The 15,323-nt window shown below is 59.1% G+C and carries 17 protein-coding genes; 9 read left to right on the top strand and 8 right to left on the bottom strand.

From position 1 onward, the window contains the following. Window positions 1-10 precede the first annotated feature (10 nt). The 4 genes from thiH to AC6FTP_RS09185 all read right to left on the bottom strand — a co-directional run bounded on the left by thiH (window position 11) and on the right by AC6FTP_RS09185 (window position 5,795). Complete coding sequence (gene thiH, locus AC6FTP_RS09170; RefSeq protein WP_497206612.1) at window positions 11-1,144, bottom strand: 2-iminoacetate synthase ThiH; 1,134 nt, start codon at window positions 1,142-1,144, stop codon at window positions 11-13. Between the two features lie 58 nt (window positions 1,145-1,202). Continuing rightward, window positions 1,203-2,375, bottom strand: coding sequence for a tyrosine--tRNA ligase (gene tyrS / locus AC6FTP_RS09175; protein ID WP_497206613.1), 1,173 nt, complete (start codon window positions 2,373-2,375; stop codon window positions 1,203-1,205). 82 nt (window positions 2,376-2,457) lie between these two features. Continuing rightward, the gene (locus tag AC6FTP_RS09180) at window positions 2,458-3,870 is read right to left on the bottom strand and encodes a DUF1501 domain-containing protein (protein ID WP_497206614.1); all 1,413 of its coding nucleotides are present in this window, start codon (window positions 3,868-3,870) and stop codon (window positions 2,458-2,460) included. Beyond that, a complete protein-coding gene (locus tag AC6FTP_RS09185; RefSeq protein ID WP_497206615.1) occupies window positions 3,867-5,795 on the bottom strand; it encodes a DUF1549 and DUF1553 domain-containing protein in 1,929 nt (642 codons plus the stop codon). Before AC6FTP_RS09185 ends, AC6FTP_RS09180 begins: the two co-directional genes overlap by 4 nt. A 41-nt stretch (window positions 5,796-5,836) precedes the next feature. Here AC6FTP_RS09185 and AC6FTP_RS09190 point away from each other — a divergent pair, with 41 nt between their 5' ends. Further along, the gene (locus AC6FTP_RS09190; RefSeq protein ID WP_497206616.1) at window positions 5,837-8,059 is read left to right on the top strand and encodes an FAD-dependent oxidoreductase; all 2,223 of its coding nucleotides are present in this window, start codon (window positions 5,837-5,839) and stop codon (window positions 8,057-8,059) included. Window positions 8,060-8,120: 61 nt separating this feature from the next. Further along, window positions 8,121-8,924, top strand: a complete 804-nt coding sequence (locus tag AC6FTP_RS09195; RefSeq protein WP_497206617.1) for an SDR family NAD(P)-dependent oxidoreductase — start codon at window positions 8,121-8,123, stop codon at window positions 8,922-8,924. Between the two features lie 186 nt (window positions 8,925-9,110). On the opposite strand, the gene AC6FTP_RS09200 is transcribed toward AC6FTP_RS09195, so the two are convergent. After that, a complete protein-coding gene (locus AC6FTP_RS09200; RefSeq protein WP_497206618.1) occupies window positions 9,111-9,575 on the bottom strand; it encodes a hypothetical protein in 465 nt (154 codons plus the stop codon). Window positions 9,576-9,874: 299 nt separating this feature from the next. On the opposite strand from AC6FTP_RS09200, the gene AC6FTP_RS09205 reads away from it, so the two are divergent. From AC6FTP_RS09205 to AC6FTP_RS09220, 4 genes are all read left to right on the top strand, one after another. Then, complete coding sequence (locus tag AC6FTP_RS09205) at window positions 9,875-10,312, top strand: hypothetical protein (protein WP_497206619.1); 438 nt, start codon at window positions 9,875-9,877, stop codon at window positions 10,310-10,312. Then, the gene (locus AC6FTP_RS09210; RefSeq protein ID WP_497206620.1) at window positions 10,290-10,610 is read left to right on the top strand and encodes a hypothetical protein; all 321 of its coding nucleotides are present in this window, start codon (window positions 10,290-10,292) and stop codon (window positions 10,608-10,610) included. Before AC6FTP_RS09205 ends, AC6FTP_RS09210 begins: the two co-directional genes overlap by 23 nt. Next, window positions 10,607-10,831 (top strand): hypothetical protein, encoded by a 225-nt coding sequence (locus AC6FTP_RS09215; protein ID WP_497206621.1) that lies wholly within the window; start codon window positions 10,607-10,609, stop codon window positions 10,829-10,831. Before AC6FTP_RS09210 ends, AC6FTP_RS09215 begins: the two co-directional genes overlap by 4 nt. A 71-nt stretch (window positions 10,832-10,902) precedes the next feature. Continuing rightward, the gene (locus AC6FTP_RS09220) at window positions 10,903-11,625 is read left to right on the top strand and encodes a hypothetical protein (protein WP_497206622.1); all 723 of its coding nucleotides are present in this window, start codon (window positions 10,903-10,905) and stop codon (window positions 11,623-11,625) included. Between the two features lie 12 nt (window positions 11,626-11,637). Here AC6FTP_RS09220 and AC6FTP_RS09225 read toward each other — a convergent pair whose 3' ends face one another. Beyond that, the gene (locus AC6FTP_RS09225) at window positions 11,638-12,504 is read right to left on the bottom strand and encodes a bestrophin family protein (protein WP_497206623.1); all 867 of its coding nucleotides are present in this window, start codon (window positions 12,502-12,504) and stop codon (window positions 11,638-11,640) included. 137 nt (window positions 12,505-12,641) lie between these two features. On the opposite strand from AC6FTP_RS09225, the gene AC6FTP_RS09230 reads away from it, so the two are divergent. Both AC6FTP_RS09230 and AC6FTP_RS09235 read left to right on the top strand, forming a co-directional pair. Continuing rightward, the gene (locus AC6FTP_RS09230; RefSeq protein WP_497206624.1) at window positions 12,642-13,097 is read left to right on the top strand and encodes a carbonic anhydrase; all 456 of its coding nucleotides are present in this window, start codon (window positions 12,642-12,644) and stop codon (window positions 13,095-13,097) included. Window positions 13,098-13,106: 9 nt separating this feature from the next. Further along, window positions 13,107-13,328 (top strand): hypothetical protein, encoded by a 222-nt coding sequence (locus AC6FTP_RS09235; protein ID WP_497206625.1) that lies wholly within the window; start codon window positions 13,107-13,109, stop codon window positions 13,326-13,328. Here the strand turns inward: AC6FTP_RS09235 and AC6FTP_RS09240 are convergent. Together AC6FTP_RS09240 and AC6FTP_RS09245 are read right to left on the bottom strand one after the other, a co-directional pair. Continuing rightward, entirely contained in the window at window positions 13,299-14,207 is a 909-nt protein-coding gene (locus tag AC6FTP_RS09240; protein ID WP_497206626.1) for a sugar phosphate isomerase/epimerase family protein, read from the bottom strand. The genes AC6FTP_RS09235 and AC6FTP_RS09240 overlap by 30 nt on opposite strands. Window positions 14,208-14,289: 82 nt before the next feature. Continuing rightward, the gene (locus AC6FTP_RS09245; RefSeq protein ID WP_497206627.1) at window positions 14,290-14,730 is read right to left on the bottom strand and encodes a DUF3592 domain-containing protein; all 441 of its coding nucleotides are present in this window, start codon (window positions 14,728-14,730) and stop codon (window positions 14,290-14,292) included. Window positions 14,731-14,924: 194 nt separating this feature from the next. Between AC6FTP_RS09245 and AC6FTP_RS09250 the strand changes: the two genes are divergently transcribed. Beyond that, the coding region (locus tag AC6FTP_RS09250; RefSeq protein ID WP_497206628.1) for a DUF808 family protein at window positions 14,925-15,323 on the top strand (399 nt) is incomplete at its 3' end.

Genomic DNA, 15,323 nt, shown 5'->3' on the forward strand with positions numbered 1-15,323 from the left:
CCAAATCACTTCACGCCGCTGCCAGGATCGCCGCGTCCCAGTCTTTCCACACAGCATCAAGCCCCTGGCGTGAGAGCATCGCAGCCACCTCCAGGGGTGAGCGTTCATCAGCGATGCCAAACTGACCCTCGGCGCGGGCTTTCTCGTCTTTTTCTACCAACTCAACACGACGGCCTTTCACCGTCTGGTGCAGGTCATCGCTGCCAGCGCCTGTGTAGCCTCCGGGTTCCGTGTGGCTGCCGGCACTCATGCTGGTAATGCCCATTGGAGCGAGTGCATCACGCAGATGGGCAGGCTCCCGAGTGCTCAGCACGATGCCCACTTCAGAAAAGATCAGCCTGAAAGCGCAGATCGTCTGCACCAGCGCCCAGTCAGGGAAGCCTGTCAGCGGATGAAAACCACCCGCTGCCGGACGCAAACGCGGAAAGGCCACCGTGAAGGTGGACTTCCAGCAGTGCTTATAAAGATGTTCCAGATGCGCAGCGAGGCGCAGCGCCTCCAGCCGCCAGTCACTCAGGCCAAACAGCGCCCCGATGCCCATGCGTCGGAAGCCGCCCTCATAGCCGCGTTCCGGGCAGGCGATGCGCCAGTCGAAGTCCTTCTTCGGCCCCGCCGTATGCATGTCTGCATAGATAGCACGGTCATAAGTCTCCTGATAGACCACCAGTCCCTCGCAGCCTGCTTTCACCATTCGTTCATACTCAGGAGCCTCCATAGGACCGACTTCGATCCCGATCGTCGGCACGAACTCACGGATCGCACGGATGCATTCCTCCAGGTAGCCATCGCTCACGAACTTGGGGTGCTCACCGGCCACGAGCAGGATGTTGCGGAAGCCCTGGCCCACCAGATGCCGCGCCTCCTTCACCACCTGATCGATGGTCAAAGTCACCCGCATGATGCTCGCATTGTCGCGGGAGAAACCGCAGTAGGAGCAGTTGTTCACGCACTCGTTCGAGACGTAGAGCGGCGCAAACATCCGCATCGTTCGGCCAAAATTTCGCCGCGTGATCTGCCGGGCCTCGCGCGCCATGGCTTCGAGTTGTGCGGGCGTCTTCACCTCCAGCAACGACCCAAACCTCTCCATGAGCGGCGACTTGCGCGCCGGTAGGGCATCAAGGATGGGCAGAAAAGCAGAAGGCATGGCGGGTCAGGGCGTCTTTGATACGCCTGTCAGAGCGGGGTGCAACGAATGGAACACATCACGCCAGACGCACGCTGCGCTTCTTGTCGAGTTTCAGCACGGCACCACTTTGCCAGGCGGGCTCGGCTTTCGGGTCGCTGAGCTTCTCGCCATTGAGCTGGATGCTGCCGCCCTGGATGAGGCGACGCACATCGCCACCGGACATGGTTTGATCAAACACAGACAGGTAAGCATGCTGCACCACGCCGAGCACGTCCTTGCGGTCACTGAGAGTCAAAATGGGCAGCTCCACACTGGCGAGATCGCGTTTGCTGAAGCGCAGATCCCAGTCTTCGCGGCATTCGCGGGCGGCATCCTCGCTGTGGTAGGTGGCCACGCATTTCGCGGCGAGCTGCTTCTTGGCCTCCATCGGATGCATCGTGGTGTCCAGTACCTCGCCGAGCACGAGCAGGTAATACTTCGCCATCAGCTCGTCCGGGATGCTCATGAGTTTCCCGAACATCTCCTTCGGCGCATCCGTGAGGCCGACGTAGTTGCCGAGGCTCTTCGACATCTTCTTCACGCCGTCCAGACCTTCCAGCAGCGGCAAGGTCATGCAGACCTGCGCCTCCATGCCTTCCTCTTTTTGAAGGTCACGGCCCACGAGAATGTTGAAGAGCTGATCGCTGCCACCGATCTCGACATCTGAGCGCACCACCACGCTGTCCCAGCCCTGCATGATCGGATACTGAAGCTCGTGAAGGCGCACCTCGGTACCATTCGCCACGCGGTTCTTGAAGTCCTCGCGCTGCAGCATCTGCTGGAGGGTCACGCGGGCGTTGAGTCTGATCACCTCCATGAAGGGCATCTCTTTGAACCACGAGCCGTTGAACACGACCTCCGTTTTGTCCTTATCGAGCACCAGGAAGGCCTGCTCCGTGTAAGTCTTCGCGTTTGCGAGCACCTCGTCATAAGTCAAAGCCGGGCGCGTCGAGCTGCGGCCGCTTGGGTCGCCGATCATAGCGGTGAAATCACCGATGATGAGCACGATGTGGTGTCCCAGTTCCTGAAACTGCTTCAGCTTCCGCAAGCCCACCGCATGGCCGAGATGGATGTCCGGCGAGGTCGGATCGACGCCCAGCTTGATGCGCAGCGGCTTTCCACGCGCCAGTTTCTCGGCGAGTTCTTTCTCGCTGTGAATGGTGACAGTGCCGCGCTTGAGGATTTCGAGTTGTTCGGGGACGGGGAGCATGGGAATCGGGGCGCGACAGTGTGTCGCGAGGCATGTCAGGTCAAATGGGCAAACGGTGTCCCGCAAACTCATCTGGCCCCCCTTACGCCAGCAGCGCCCGTACCACATCGCCACTCACATCCGTCAGCCGGTAATCACGCCCGGTGAAACGGTAGGTGAGTTGCTCGTGGTCGAGACCGAGTTGATGCAGGATCGTGGCGTGCAGATCTGGCACGGAGACTTTGTTCTCCACCGCAGCATAGCCAAACTCATCCGTCGCGCCGTGGATCATGCCGCCTTTGATGCCGCCGCCTGCCATCCACATGGTAAAACCTTTCGGGTGGTGATCGCGGCCCTTGCCGTTCTCCGCCACGGGTGAGCGACCAAACTCGCCGCCCCACACGACAAGCGTCGTGTCCAGCAGCCCGCTGATCTTGAGATCATCCAAAAGGGCTGCGATGGGACCATCCGTCTCCGCGCAGTGCAGATCGTGATTCTTCTTCAAGTCATCGTGCGCATCCCAGGCTTTTGGGCCTTCATTGCCGCCGCTGTACACCTGCACGAAGCGCACACCGCGCTCCACGAGCCGACGCGCGAGCAGGCAGTTTTTGCCGAAGTGCGCCGTCGTCGGATGATCCAGCCCATACATCTGGCGCACGGCTGCGGATTCACCTTTCAGGTCGGTGCATTCCGTGGCGCTCATCTGCATCCGGTAAGCCAGCTCATACGCATTTAGCCGCGCGGCCAGCGCTGTCTCTGCCGGGTTCGCTCCGGCATATTCAGAGTTCCATTGCTTGAGCAAATCCAGCCGCGCTCTCTGCTGCGTCGCGCTCACGTTCTTCGGCGGCGTGAGGTAGGCTATCGGCTCTCCGCTGCTGCGAAAGGGCACGCCTTGATACGAGGCGGGCATGAAGCCGTTCGACCAATTCATCGCACCATTCACGGGTGCGCCGAGCTTGTCCAGCAGCACGACAAAGGCGGGCAGGTTCTCGCTTTCGGAGCCGAGCCCATACGTCACCCACGAGCCCATGCTCGGCCTGCCAGCCTGGGTAAAGCCCGAGTTCATTTGGAAGAGTGCAGGCGCGTGATTGTTACTCTCCGCATGCATGGAACGGATCATGCACAGGCTGTCCGCATGACGCGCGAGGTTCGGATACACCTCCGCCATGTCGATCCCCGCCTGCCCATGCTTCGCAAAGCGATACGGGCTCTGCATCGCCACGTTCTTCGTCTTACCGCCCATGAAGGCATCCTCCTTCTTCCACACCGGGATCGCCTTTCCATGCCACTTCGCTAGCTCAGGCTTCGGGTCGAAGAGATCCACATGCGACGGCCCGCCATACATGAAAAGGAAGATCACCGACTTCGCCTTCGGCGCGAAGTGCGGCGCGCGAGGTGCCAACGGATTTGTATTCGTCAGCAGCCCATCTGCACCCATCAACGACTGCAAAGCCAGTCCGCCAAACCCGGCTCCGGCTTGCTGCAAAATGTGGCGACGTGTGAGTGGAGGCATCATTCGATATAAACAAACTCGCTGCTGTTAAGCAAGACATGCGCGAGATCCTTGAGCGCTGTCTCTTTGTCGCTGGCTTGCTCGCGCGACTGCAAAAACTCCAGTGACTGCTGCAAGCGAAGGTCCGTCGGCCTGCGCGCCAGTGTGAGCAGGAAGAGTCGCTCGACGATCTGCGGCAGCGTCTCGCCTGCCTCGGCTTTGGCTCGGCGAGCCAGATAGCCTGCTTGCTCCTCGATGAACTCATCATTCATCATCACGAGCGACTGCGTCGGCACGGTGCTTTGCGTGCGCAGGGCACAACTGTCCGTCGTTGTCGGAGCATCGAAAAGCTCCAAGCTCGGCATCAGCAGTTGCCGCTTCACATAGATGTAAACACTGCGCCGCCAATGCTCGGCTCCTTCGGTGGCGAGCACCGGCCATTTGTTCCGCTGGCTCGCGTCCAGCAGCTCCGCCCGGATGCGTGGCTTGATGCCAGAGCCGCCGGGTTTGCGATTCAACTTTCCACTCACCGCGAGCACTGCATCCCGGATGACCTCCGCCTCCATGCGCTGCTTGTTCATGTGCGTGAGGAGCGTGTTGGACGGGTCAGTTTGTAGTTCGGGCTTTAGCCCGCTCTGGGACCCCGAATCACGAGCTGAAGCCCGAACTACGAGCCTGGACTGTTGGCGATACGTCGCGGACATCAGCATCAGCTTGTGCAGCGGCTTCAGCTTCCCACCGCTCGCGATGAACTGCCCCGCGAGCCAGTCGAGCAACTCAGGATGACTCGGCTTCGCGCCGGAGAAGCCGAAGTTGCTCGGCGTGATCACCAGCCCGGCCCCGAAGTGGTGCTGCCACACGCGGTTCACCATCACGCGCCAGGTCAGCGGATTCTCTGGTGCTCCGACCCACTCCGCCAAAGTCCGGCGACGTAGCGATGTCTTGTTCGGCTTTGGAAAAGGCAAAGGTTGTCGTGTCAACACGACGGGCACTGCGGCAGAGACTTCCTCGCCCTTGTTCGCTGCGAGTCCGCGCAGCATCACATGGGTCGGCGGCACCTCGGGCTTCGTCTCGATCAGCGCCATCAGCTTCGCCGGGTCTGCGATCTTTTTGTCCTTCGCATCCGTCGCGCCACTCGGCAGGCCGAGCCGCTCCGTGCCGGCAAAGATCGCCATCAGGCTGTAGTAATCCTTTGCCAGCAGAGGCTCTGTTTTGTGATCATGACAGCGAGCACATCCGAGCGTCAGGCCGAGAAAAACGGACGACGTGGTGGAGATGACATCATCCATCTGATCCGCGCGATATTGCGCGATGATCTCCGGCGTCTTGCCCATGTTATCATCATTGCTCGGCCCGTTTCGGCAAAAGCCCGTGGCGATCAGCGTCTGCTCATCCGCACCCTCCACCTCATCACCCGCGATCTGCTCGGCGATGAATCGCGCATAGGGTTTGTCGTCGTTGAAGCTGCGGATGACATAGTCGCGATACTTCCACGCATAGGGTCGGTCGAGATCATTGTGAAAGCCGCTCGTGTCCGCATAGCGTGCCAGATCCAGCCAATGCCTGCCCCAGCGCTCGCCATAGCGCGGGCTCGCCAGCAGTCGATCAATTAGCGCTTCATAAGCTCGCGGCGACTCATCGTGAATGAAAGCCCCGACCTCTTCCGGCGTCGGTGGCAGGCCGATCAGATCCAGCGTCACTCTGCGAATCAAAGTCGCCCGATCTGCCTCGGCGGATGGCTGCAATCCTGCTGTTTCGAGCTTCGCGAGGATGAAGCGGTCGATGTCATTTCTCGGCCATGCCTTCATTTTCACTTCAGGCACCGGAGTCTTCGCCAAAGCCTGGAATGCCCAGTGCGCGCGACCTTTCTCAATGCTCGGTGCCGCAGCCTGGCAGATCGAAAAAGCGATCAGCCCGGTGATTGGCAGCGATGGAAAAACGCGGAACATGAGTTGGAGACCCCATTAACGCCGTATTCTGCTCCCTCTTCATGCGCTCACTTCTTTTACCCTTCATCTTTTTGCCGTTTCTGGCGGCTGCCGAGGTCATTGAGACCGACCTACTCATCGTCGGCGGCGATGAATCTGGCTGTGCCGCAGCGGTCCAGGCCGCTCGGCTGGGGGTGAAGCGCATCGTGCTGGTGAATGACATCGACTGGCTCGGCGGCCAGTTTTGTACGCAGGGCATCGGCCCCATCGACGAATGGACCATCGTGAATGGCAAACGCGCCGAATACCCGGCCAGCGGTGCCTTCGCGGAAATCCTGGAGCGCATCCATCAGCATAACCGCAAGACTTACGGCCTCGCGAAACCCGGCAACGGCTGGTGCGGCAGCAACACCATTGAGCCGAAGGCGGCGGCGCAGATTTTTGAAGAATGGCTGGCTCCGTATGACGGGCAGATCACCATCTTGAAAGGCTGGGAGCCTTCGAAAGTGCTCGTGGATGACGGAAGAGTAGTTGGTGTGGAGTTTGGCCGGACCCGTCAGACGGGGCCGACGAGTCTGATGGTCAAAGCGAAGCTCACCGCCGACTCCACGGACTGGGGAGACATCATCCGACTCAGCGGTGCGGCTTACATGGCAGGGCCGGATTTGAAAAGCCGCTTCAATGAACCCAGTGCTCCCGAGTCACTCGATCCCGGTGGTGATCTGGAAATGAATCCGATCTCCTGGTGCCCACTGCTTCGTGAAGCTGGCAAGGACAGCACGATCCCGAAGCCCGCTCGCTACGATGACTTCTCGTTTGCCGACTGGCAGAAAGCTCCGCCGTGGGTGGAGTGGGACGGCAGCGGCGGCATTTATAACATGGCGGGCTGGTGCATTTACACGCATCGGCGCATGATCGACCGCTATCACAACGGCCTCGCGCCGGGCACCGAAGCCGTCGTCCTGAACTGGCCCGCGCAGGACTACCCGCTCAGCACGCTGCCGAAGCATGTCGTCGAGGCTTTGGAGCAAAACGAACCGGGAGCGTCGAAGAAAAACATCGTCGCCATGTCGCCTGCGCAGCGGCGCATCGTGTTTGAAGACGCAAAGCAGCGGGCGCTGGAGTTTGTGTATTGGCTGCAAACCTCCGCGCATGATCGCGTGGGCGACTTCCCGCAATCCTTCCGCTACATGAAGCTGGCGGACGATTACGGCACTGCGGATCACTTGCCACCGAAGCCCTACATCCGCGAAGGTCTGCGGCTGGAGGCGCTCTACATCCTGCGTGAGCAAGATGTGCGCACCGAGGTGGAAAAGCCGCTGTGGGCAAAGTCGATGCCGTTCGATGGTGTCTTCGGCTACCAGTTCAACATGGACTTCCACCCCACTCGCCGGAAGTATCGCGAGGATGATCCAGCGCAGCCCTGGCAGCCGAAATTCTTCGGCACACGCAACTGGAACGCGCACAGCGACCGCACGATGTTCCCGCTGCGCGGGCTCGTGCCGGTGAAGATGAACGGGCTGCTCGGCTGCTCGAAAAACATCGGCGTCACTAGCATGGTTCAGTCGTCGCTGCGTCTGCACGGCCAGATGATGCACGTCGGGAGCGCGGTCGGCACCGTGGCCGCGATGTCGCTCAAAGATGGCCTCCAGCCGCGCGAGATCGCCGCTTCGCCGAAACGCATCCGCGAAGTGCAGCGCACTCTGCTGCGCCATGGCACGCTCATCTGGCCCTGGCATGATGTGAAGGCGGACGAGCCCCACTTCGAAGCTGCAAATCACCTCACACTCTCCGGCATCTGGCGCGCGGACCCAGACAACGTCTTTTTCAGGCCCGACCAGGTGGTCACACGTCGCGAGTTGGCTGGCGCTTTGTCGCGATTGATCCGCTCCCTGCCTGAAAGCAAGGACTGGACTGAGTTTCCCGCGCAGCCGCGCTTCATTGATGTGCCTGCGGATGCCGAGGACCGTGCCTTCATCGAAGCGATGATCTCCTGGGGCGATTTCGGTCCTCAACAGCCGACTTTTCAGCCAAATGAGACGGTGACTTGGGGCACGCTCAATCGCTGGCTCGCTGCGTTGAAGCTGCCCACCTTCAAAACGCTCGCTCATGCCAAAGTGAATGCCTATCCGCTTACCCGTGCTGAGTGTGCCGAATATCTTCATCGCGTGCAGAAGCAGCGCGGTGAGCATTTGCCTGATAGCTACGTGATCGATTCCAATGACGCGATGCCCTTCGATGACGACAACGACAAGGTGCCAGATCGGATTCAACCGAGGCGTTGAAGTCGCATTTCACACACACTTTGGCGTGGTGAAAATCCAGCCGACTCTTTATCGTCAAACCATGCGACTCGAAAACAAAGTTATCCTCATCACCGGCAGCGTCACCGGCATCGGTAAAGCCATCGCGAAACGTTGTGTCGCCGAAGGTGCAAAAGTGCTCATTCATGGACTCGAAGCCGATCTTGGCAATGCAACCCTCGCCGAACTCGGAGTGGACAAGGCCGTGCTCGTGCTCAAAGACCTCGCTGATGAAGATGCGCCGCAAGTGCTTGTCGAGAAGGCAGTGAGCGCCTTTGGCAAACTTGACGCCGTGGTGAACAACGCCGCACAGGTTGGCCTCGGTAACATCCACGACACGGACGCGAAATGGTTCCGCCGCATGCTCGAAATCAATTGCGTCGTGCCTTACCTGATCACTCGGGCGGCTCTCCCGCATCTGCGTCAGACACACGGCAGCGTCATCAATATCGGCAGCGTCAACGCCTGGAGTGGCGAGCCAAATCTGATGCCGTATTCGGTCTCGAAAGGCGCTCTCATGACGCTCACCCGCAATCTGGGCGACACGCTCATGCGCGAGGACGGCGTGCGCGTGAATCAGATCAACCCCGGCTGGGTGCTCACCGAGAACGAAGCCAAGCGCAAACGTGAGCACGGCCTCAAGGAGGACTGGTATGCCGATCTGCCGAAAGTCTATGCGCCTGCGGGCCGCATCCTCTGGCCTGAAGAAATCGCCGCCTGTGCCGCGTGGCTGCTGGCGGATGAATGCGGCCCCATCAGCGGCCAGGTCTTCGACTTGGAGCAGCATCCCTTCATCGGGCGGAATCCTCCCAAGGATAGCACGACCATTCCAAACCCGGCCAAATGATCCCCGCTCCGAGAGGAGCGCATTTTTGGAGCACTACACCCATCACATCACACGATGTTGCGCAGTCGTTGGCGTCAAAGTTGTTTATCCAACGTTCACGCCGTCACACGCTTCAACGGATTTGAAAAGAGCGGCATGGATCTCTCCATGCCGCTCGTTCAAAGGGAACTGCTGGTGCCGTGAAAGCTACTCAGTTTTCTTCTTGGCGTCCGGCTTGGTTTCCGTCTTTTTCTTCGGAGCTTTACCGGCCTTCTTGGCGGACTTCTGCTTCACGCCGACATTGAGCTTCAGCACGGTGTCATTGCCGTCGCCTTCCGCCTTTTTTACCGAGCCACCGACCCATAAGCCGACTTTTACTGCTTCGATGGTTGCAGGCTTGTCACCATCCACATACTCCGTGCTGGCGTTGACATTGTATTTGCTCTGCTCCGCTTCAGCCGCCTCGCTGCGAGTGATAGTGAGCGTTCGCGAGGTGATGGCCACAACCTTGCCATAGAGCGGATAGGTGTCTTGTTTGGCCTTGGATTCGCCCTTCTTGGCAGCGGACTTGGGTGTTTCTGCCGCCGCTGCCTTTTTGGGCTCGGCAGCGGGTGCCGTAGTCGATGATGTGACGACGATGAACGCCGCGAGAATGAGGTGCTGGATTTTCATAAACATGTTTGGGCTATGGTTCGGGTCTAGTGTGTCACGGGCACTTTTTTATTTTGGAATAATTCCAGCCTGGAAGGCAAGCCTCGATTTTCAGCCATGCCAAATCTCGAAAAGGCCGCGAAGCGACCGCCCCAGAAAACTGGCTGAAGTCTGCTGATGTCTTTGCCGTGACAGGAATGAAGAGGTGAGAGGAGATGTAAAAAAAGGCGTTCTCATACGCAATGCGGTGAGTTTGTCGGTGAAGCGAATGGCAACCAGGCCTTTCTCCCGACAACTCCCGATACCCAACTCACCCGACCATGACACGCACCATCCAGCAGCTCGTATTCTTCGTGCTTCTCTCGATTTCATTCGTCGCAAACGCGGAGGCCGAAAAGAAGACGCTGAACGTCCTCTTTATCGGCAACAGCTTCACCGCCAGACACAATCTCTCCACTGTGGTGAAAGCGATGGCGGAGGCGGGCAATTCGGGGCTCGCGTTCAACCACACGAAAATCATTTATGGTGGCAGCACGCTCAAGGATCACTGGCGACTGGGCACGCAAAACGTCGTAAAACAGTCCACGCTCACCGAGGCCGAGGAGAAGGCTACGATCTCGGCGCTGGAGAAGGCCGCTGCGGAAAAACCGAAGGACAGGTATGCCGAGTGCTCTCGCACGTCACCGCGCGTTGCTGCCGAAGATCGAAAGCAACCGGCAGCGCTGGGATGTCGTCGTGCTCCAGTCTTACCGCGATGATGTGGAAGGCGATCCCACACCTTATGCCGAGTATGCGCCGAAGTTTACCGAACTGGCCAAAGCACAAGGTGCGCGAGTGATCCTGTATGAAACCACGCCAGCAACGCAGAACGACAAACCGCTGGCCTCCGCGCCCGATTCAGCGCCGATCCTCGCCAAGGAACGCGCCATCGCCGCCGTGGCGAAGAAGATCGATGCGGCGGTCGCTCCAATGGCGCTCGTGGCGCATCGTTGCCAGACCCAGCGGCCCGATCTGACGCTGCGCTTCGTCAATGACGCCCATCTGACCAGACCATGAGCTATCTCACCGCCTGCACGCTTTACGCCGCGATCTTCGGTCAGAGTCCCGTCGGCCTGCCCATTGATTCCGTCACCGACACCCGCCATTTCGAAGGCGAAAGGAACGACAAGACCAAGGACCGCGACGGCAACCCCATCACCCGCAAATTCTCCGACAAAGACCGCGCCGATCTCCAGCGCATCGCCTGGGAAGGTTGGTCGGAGTTTCAGAAGCTGTAGTGATGGTTCTTCCGAATTCCTACCGTACTTGGCTCCATGAGATTCAGCCATATATCGTTGGGAGGAAGGTCATGAAAGTTGCGCGAAGCATTTTCTTCATGGCTTTGTTCGGTGCTGTCACGATGCACGGAGCTGACACGACTCAGCAGTCCCCGCCATCGGACGATGATGGTGCGATCCCTCAGTCTGTGAATGAAGCGAACTTCGAAGCCCTGTTCACAAACTCGCCCTTCACGCGATCTCTGGGTGTTTCGGACTCGATCATTCTCACGGGTGTCGCACATATTCAGGGCGATGTCTTCGCCACCCTGCTCGACACTGAAACCATGCAGTCACAGGTCGTCTCCAAGACCGCCAACATTCAAGGATGGCAGTTGGTAGGTGTCAGTGGCAATCCCGCCGAGTCCCGGACCTGGGCGGCCAAGATCCAGGTCGCGGGCGGGCAGGTCATCTCCGTCCGTTATCAAAAACCGCCCACCAAGCGCACGCCATCAGCGTCGGGCGGCAAAGGCTCCAGCAGCAGCAACTCGAACGAAAGCCTGCCGCCTTTGAGCACCTCCCAGATCGCCGAGGCTAAAAACGCCGCCGTGAACTTCAAAGAAGGTTTCAATGCAGACGGCTATCCCCGCCAGCCTCCGCCGGAGATGGTGGCCAAGCTCTCGCGTCTCAGCGTCTCGCAGCGTGAGGACATCAACAAACAAATGTTCGGCCTGCGCAACAAGGGTCTCGGCCTCGACGAGCGGCGTAAGATCTATGAGAACCTCGTGGATCGTTCGGGTCAGTCACGGCGCTGATCCCATCCTGCGTTACAGAATGTCGTGCAGATTCACGCGGATCGTGTCGCTGATGGAATCAAGCGGCAGGTCATTTGCCTCGCGGCCAAAGGGGTCTTCGATCTCTTCGGCGATGACCTCGATGCTGGCGAAGGCGTAGAAGACGAAAGTCACCACGGGCACGGCCCAGTACTTGTAATCGAGCACGAAGCCGATGGGCATGGTGAAGACATAGATGAAAATGATCTTCTTCAAGAACAGGCTGTATGAATACGGGATGGGTGTGCGCTTGATGCGCTCGCACGCGCCCAGATTATCGGCAAAGGATTGCAACTCCGAGTTCAACACAATGAGGTGATCTCCTGTGATGATCTGGTTCGTGTAGAGGCGGTTGATCTCGGTGAAGAGGGCTTTCAGAATCTGGTTCGGCACATGACTGCCTTGCGCGTAGTAGGCGGCATCATAAGACCCCAGCGGCACCAGCTTTTGCGTCTTTACCCCATCACGGAGATGCTCCTTCGCGGCGAGGATGAAGTTGCAGATCAAGTCGCGGAACAAGGGCTTTTCCCCAGCGGCTTCCACTGGCAAAAAGGCGTGCAGCTTCAGCGCCAGATTGCGCGAGTTGTTCACGAAGCTGCCCCACAACTTCCGTCCCTCCCACCAGCGCTCGTAGGCTGTGTTTGTGCGGAAGATGAGCAGCATCGAGAGCACAAAGCCCACCAGCGAATGCACCTGCGTGGTGTTCTTGAACGAGGCGTGGAAGAGTTCGTTCTCGATGTAGGCCACCACGGCGGTGTAGATGGCCACGGCGAACATGCCGGGCAACAGTACACGGAACGAATCACTGCGATGAAACGCGAAGATGAGCTTCCACCAGTCTTTGGGATTATAGGTGATCATGAACGGCTCTGCCTTTCCGAGAGGAGCGTGGAGGTGTCAAGATTCGGCGGCACTTCGGCTGCGCCGCTTTGCCAAACACTCGCACATGGGAATGATCGGCGCAGTTATTGCTCTCCACTTTTCTCCACCGCACCCTCATGAACAGCCTACTTTCCGGCATTCACCAGTTCCACGCCCAGGTCTTTAAACGTGAAAAAGACTTCTACTCGCAGCTCGTGGCGGGGCAGAGTCCCAGCACGCTCTTCATCGGCTGCTCGGACTCGCGCGTTGATCCATCAATCATCACCCAGTCCGATCTCGGTGCGCTGTTTGCACTTCGCAATGCGGGGAACATTGTGCCCTGCCACGGTGCCTCCAACGGAGGTGAACCGGCAACGATCGAGCACGCCGTGACGGCGCTTGGCGTGAAGGACATCGTCATCTGCGGTCACAGCGGCTGCGGAGCTCTCCAGGCCATGCTCAATCCAGAAACGATGACCAAACTACCGCTCGTCAAAAGCTGGTTGAACCACGCCGAGGCCACCCGCCGCATCATGGAGGGAAACTACTCTCACCTATCCGGCAAAGAACTGTTCGATGTGGCCATCCGCTAGCATGTGCTCATGCAGATCGAGAACCTGCAAACCCAACCCTCCGTCGCCATAAAGCTTCAGCGAGGTGAACTCAATCTTCACGCTTGGATCTATCTCATCGAGTCGGGCGACATCCTCGCCTACTCCACCAAAGACGGCGGCTTCGCCTCTCTCACCGACGAACGTGCGGCAGGCGAAACGGTGATCCACAGGCAGGAGACTTTAGGCCACCTTCGCCAAAGCACCGGCTAAGACCGCGTGGCAATGCTTCGCGGCGGCGATGGGTTCATAGCCGGGTTTGTTGAAGATCTGCCCGCTGACCTCCACCACGACGGGGCCTTGGTAACCATGCTGTTTCAGCGCGGTGAAGTACTTCACATAATCCGTGCGGCCTTCGCCGGGCAGCAAGAACTGGAATTTCCCAGGCTCGCCCACCGAGTCCTTGACGTGAATGAACTTCGTGCGCGGCAGCAGCAGCTTCATGCTTTCCTCCATGTCGATGCCTTGCAGTTCAAAGTGGCTGTAGTCGTAGGCCACTTGAATGGCCGGTGACTTCACCTGCTCCAGCAACCAGAGCAGGCGCTCCGGTGAGTTCACCGCACTGCCGACGTGCGCTTTGATCGTGATCGTCGTCTTCACCTTCTCGGCTGTCTCCGCCCAGGATTGCAGTCGCTCGACCATGCCAGCTTTCTGCTGCTCCCAGGTCGCTGGTTTGCCACCGAGCACCGTCTCGATGATGGCAGGCCGTGCCGGATTCAAATCGAGCGCCATTTGCGCCGCATCGCGGATCGTTTGCAGGGCCTGGGCATGCGCCTTGTCATCGGCCGTGAGACTGAGGTTCACCATCAGGCAGGGGAGGTCCAATTTCAGTGTACTGAGCTGCTGCGCCGCCTCCTTGCGCGCTTCCGCCGTGAAGACCTTCGGCTCCGTGGGATACCCCGCATTCAGGGCAAACTCGACATTCGCATAGCCAATCTCAGCACAGGTTTTCAGCGCCTCGCTCAATGACAGCGTCTTCATGCCATACAAGCTGAAGCCGAGGCTGATTCCGTCAGGAACCGCCGCACGCGTGAACTGTGGCAGGGCGGCAAACCCCAGGGCGGTGTGAAGAAAATGGCGGCGTGTGGGCATGACGGTGGTGCGTGAGTGGGTGAGCTTGATGGATAAACTACCGAGTGCTCGATTCCTTGCATGAAGAAGATGGACGGTGCTGCTACGCCTTCGCTCGACTCATCAGCAGATGCGAGACACAAAACAATCCAGCCAGCGTCATGAGTCCGCCGAGGCCTAGGAGAATTTGGAAGGGCAGTATCTCGAAATCGGTCACGCGGCTGACCTGCGGGTCTTCAGGCAGATAAGTCACTCTGGCTTTGCCGGTTTCTTTGGCCGCCTGGTAGTCGGAGCTGCCGACATCAAACTCTTTCCTGATCGCTGGGTCATCGGCGGGTTTGTACTCCACGACCAAGGCATAATACTGCCCCCCTCTAGAACCCTTTTTCGTGGAACTGCTGATGACTCGCCCCTCTACCACCGCCGAGCTTTGTTCGAGTTTTTGAGCCGTCTGGACCTGGGTCCAGCCGAAACTCAGGAGCCAAATGCCAACCCCGATCAGGAAGGTGATCGTCAGAATTGCTTTGATGTTTTGCTGCCACATGAGGTGCGAAGAGGGAGGCGCTGCGTTGAGCTGTTTCAAATCTTGCCTCAAACGCAGTCGGTGACCAGCAGATTGTCCCGGACGAAGAGTCACGCCTCGACACTTGAGCTTCGCTCTAGCCGTCTTACAAAGGGAAGCAACGCCATGCCACTCATGCTCAACTTCACTCACCGTCTCTCGAAAGGAGTCCGCCCATGACCTCTGGCTGGATCGCACTGCTGGATGATCTTGCCACTCTCACGAAGGTGGCTGCCTCCTCGCTGGATGATGCTGCAGGGCAGGCGGCGAAAGCGGGCAGCAAGGCGGCGGGCATCGTCATTGATGATGCGGCGGTCACACCGCGCTACGTCGTCGGCCTCACCGCAGATCGGGAGTTGCCGATCATTGCCAAGATCGCCGTCGGCTCGCTGAAGAATAAACTACTCCTGCTGCTGCCCGGAGCCCTGCTGCTGAGCTTCTTCGCTCCCTGGGCCATCACACCGCTGCTCATGGCTGGCGGTGCTTTTTTATGCCTGGAAGGCTACCACAAGGTCATGGACCTCGTGCGCCCCGGTCATGGCGATCACGCCGAGGCGACGACAGCCGCGCAGACG

Origin of the sequence: Prosthecobacter sp. (assembly GCF_044378005.1) — a bacterium.
GTDB lineage: Bacteria > Verrucomicrobiota > Verrucomicrobiia > Verrucomicrobiales > Verrucomicrobiaceae > Prosthecobacter.

Coding starts and splice junctions, on each gene's coding strand:
- tyrS (WP_497206613.1), bottom strand. CDS start 2,375: ATGCTCCCCGTCCCCGAACAACTCGAAATCCTCAAGCGCGGCACTGTC.
- AC6FTP_RS09215 (WP_497206621.1), top strand. CDS start 10,607: ATGAGCTATCTCACCGCCTGCACGCTTTACGCCGCGATCTTCGGTCAG.
- AC6FTP_RS09185 (WP_497206615.1), bottom strand. CDS start 5,795: ATGTTCCGCGTTTTTCCATCGCTGCCAATCACCGGGCTGATCGCTTTT.
- AC6FTP_RS09195 (WP_497206617.1), top strand. CDS start 8,121: ATGCGACTCGAAAACAAAGTTATCCTCATCACCGGCAGCGTCACCGGC.
- AC6FTP_RS09205 (WP_497206619.1), top strand. CDS start 9,875: ATGACACGCACCATCCAGCAGCTCGTATTCTTCGTGCTTCTCTCGATT.
- AC6FTP_RS09180 (WP_497206614.1), bottom strand. CDS start 3,870: ATGATGCCTCCACTCACACGTCGCCACATTTTGCAGCAAGCCGGAGCC.
- AC6FTP_RS09245 (WP_497206627.1), bottom strand. CDS start 14,730: ATGTGGCAGCAAAACATCAAAGCAATTCTGACGATCACCTTCCTGATC.
- AC6FTP_RS09190 (WP_497206616.1), top strand. CDS start 5,837: ATGCGCTCACTTCTTTTACCCTTCATCTTTTTGCCGTTTCTGGCGGCT.
- AC6FTP_RS09220 (WP_497206622.1), top strand. CDS start 10,903: ATGAAAGTTGCGCGAAGCATTTTCTTCATGGCTTTGTTCGGTGCTGTC.
- AC6FTP_RS09240 (WP_497206626.1), bottom strand. CDS start 14,207: ATGCCCACACGCCGCCATTTTCTTCACACCGCCCTGGGGTTTGCCGCC.
- AC6FTP_RS09230 (WP_497206624.1), top strand. CDS start 12,642: ATGAACAGCCTACTTTCCGGCATTCACCAGTTCCACGCCCAGGTCTTT.
- AC6FTP_RS09235 (WP_497206625.1), top strand. CDS start 13,107: ATGCAGATCGAGAACCTGCAAACCCAACCCTCCGTCGCCATAAAGCTT.
- AC6FTP_RS09225 (WP_497206623.1), bottom strand. CDS start 12,504: ATGATCACCTATAATCCCAAAGACTGGTGGAAGCTCATCTTCGCGTTT.
- AC6FTP_RS09200 (WP_497206618.1), bottom strand. CDS start 9,575: ATGAAAATCCAGCACCTCATTCTCGCGGCGTTCATCGTCGTCACATCA.
- thiH (WP_497206612.1), bottom strand. CDS start 1,144: ATGCCTTCTGCTTTTCTGCCCATCCTTGATGCCCTACCGGCGCGCAAG.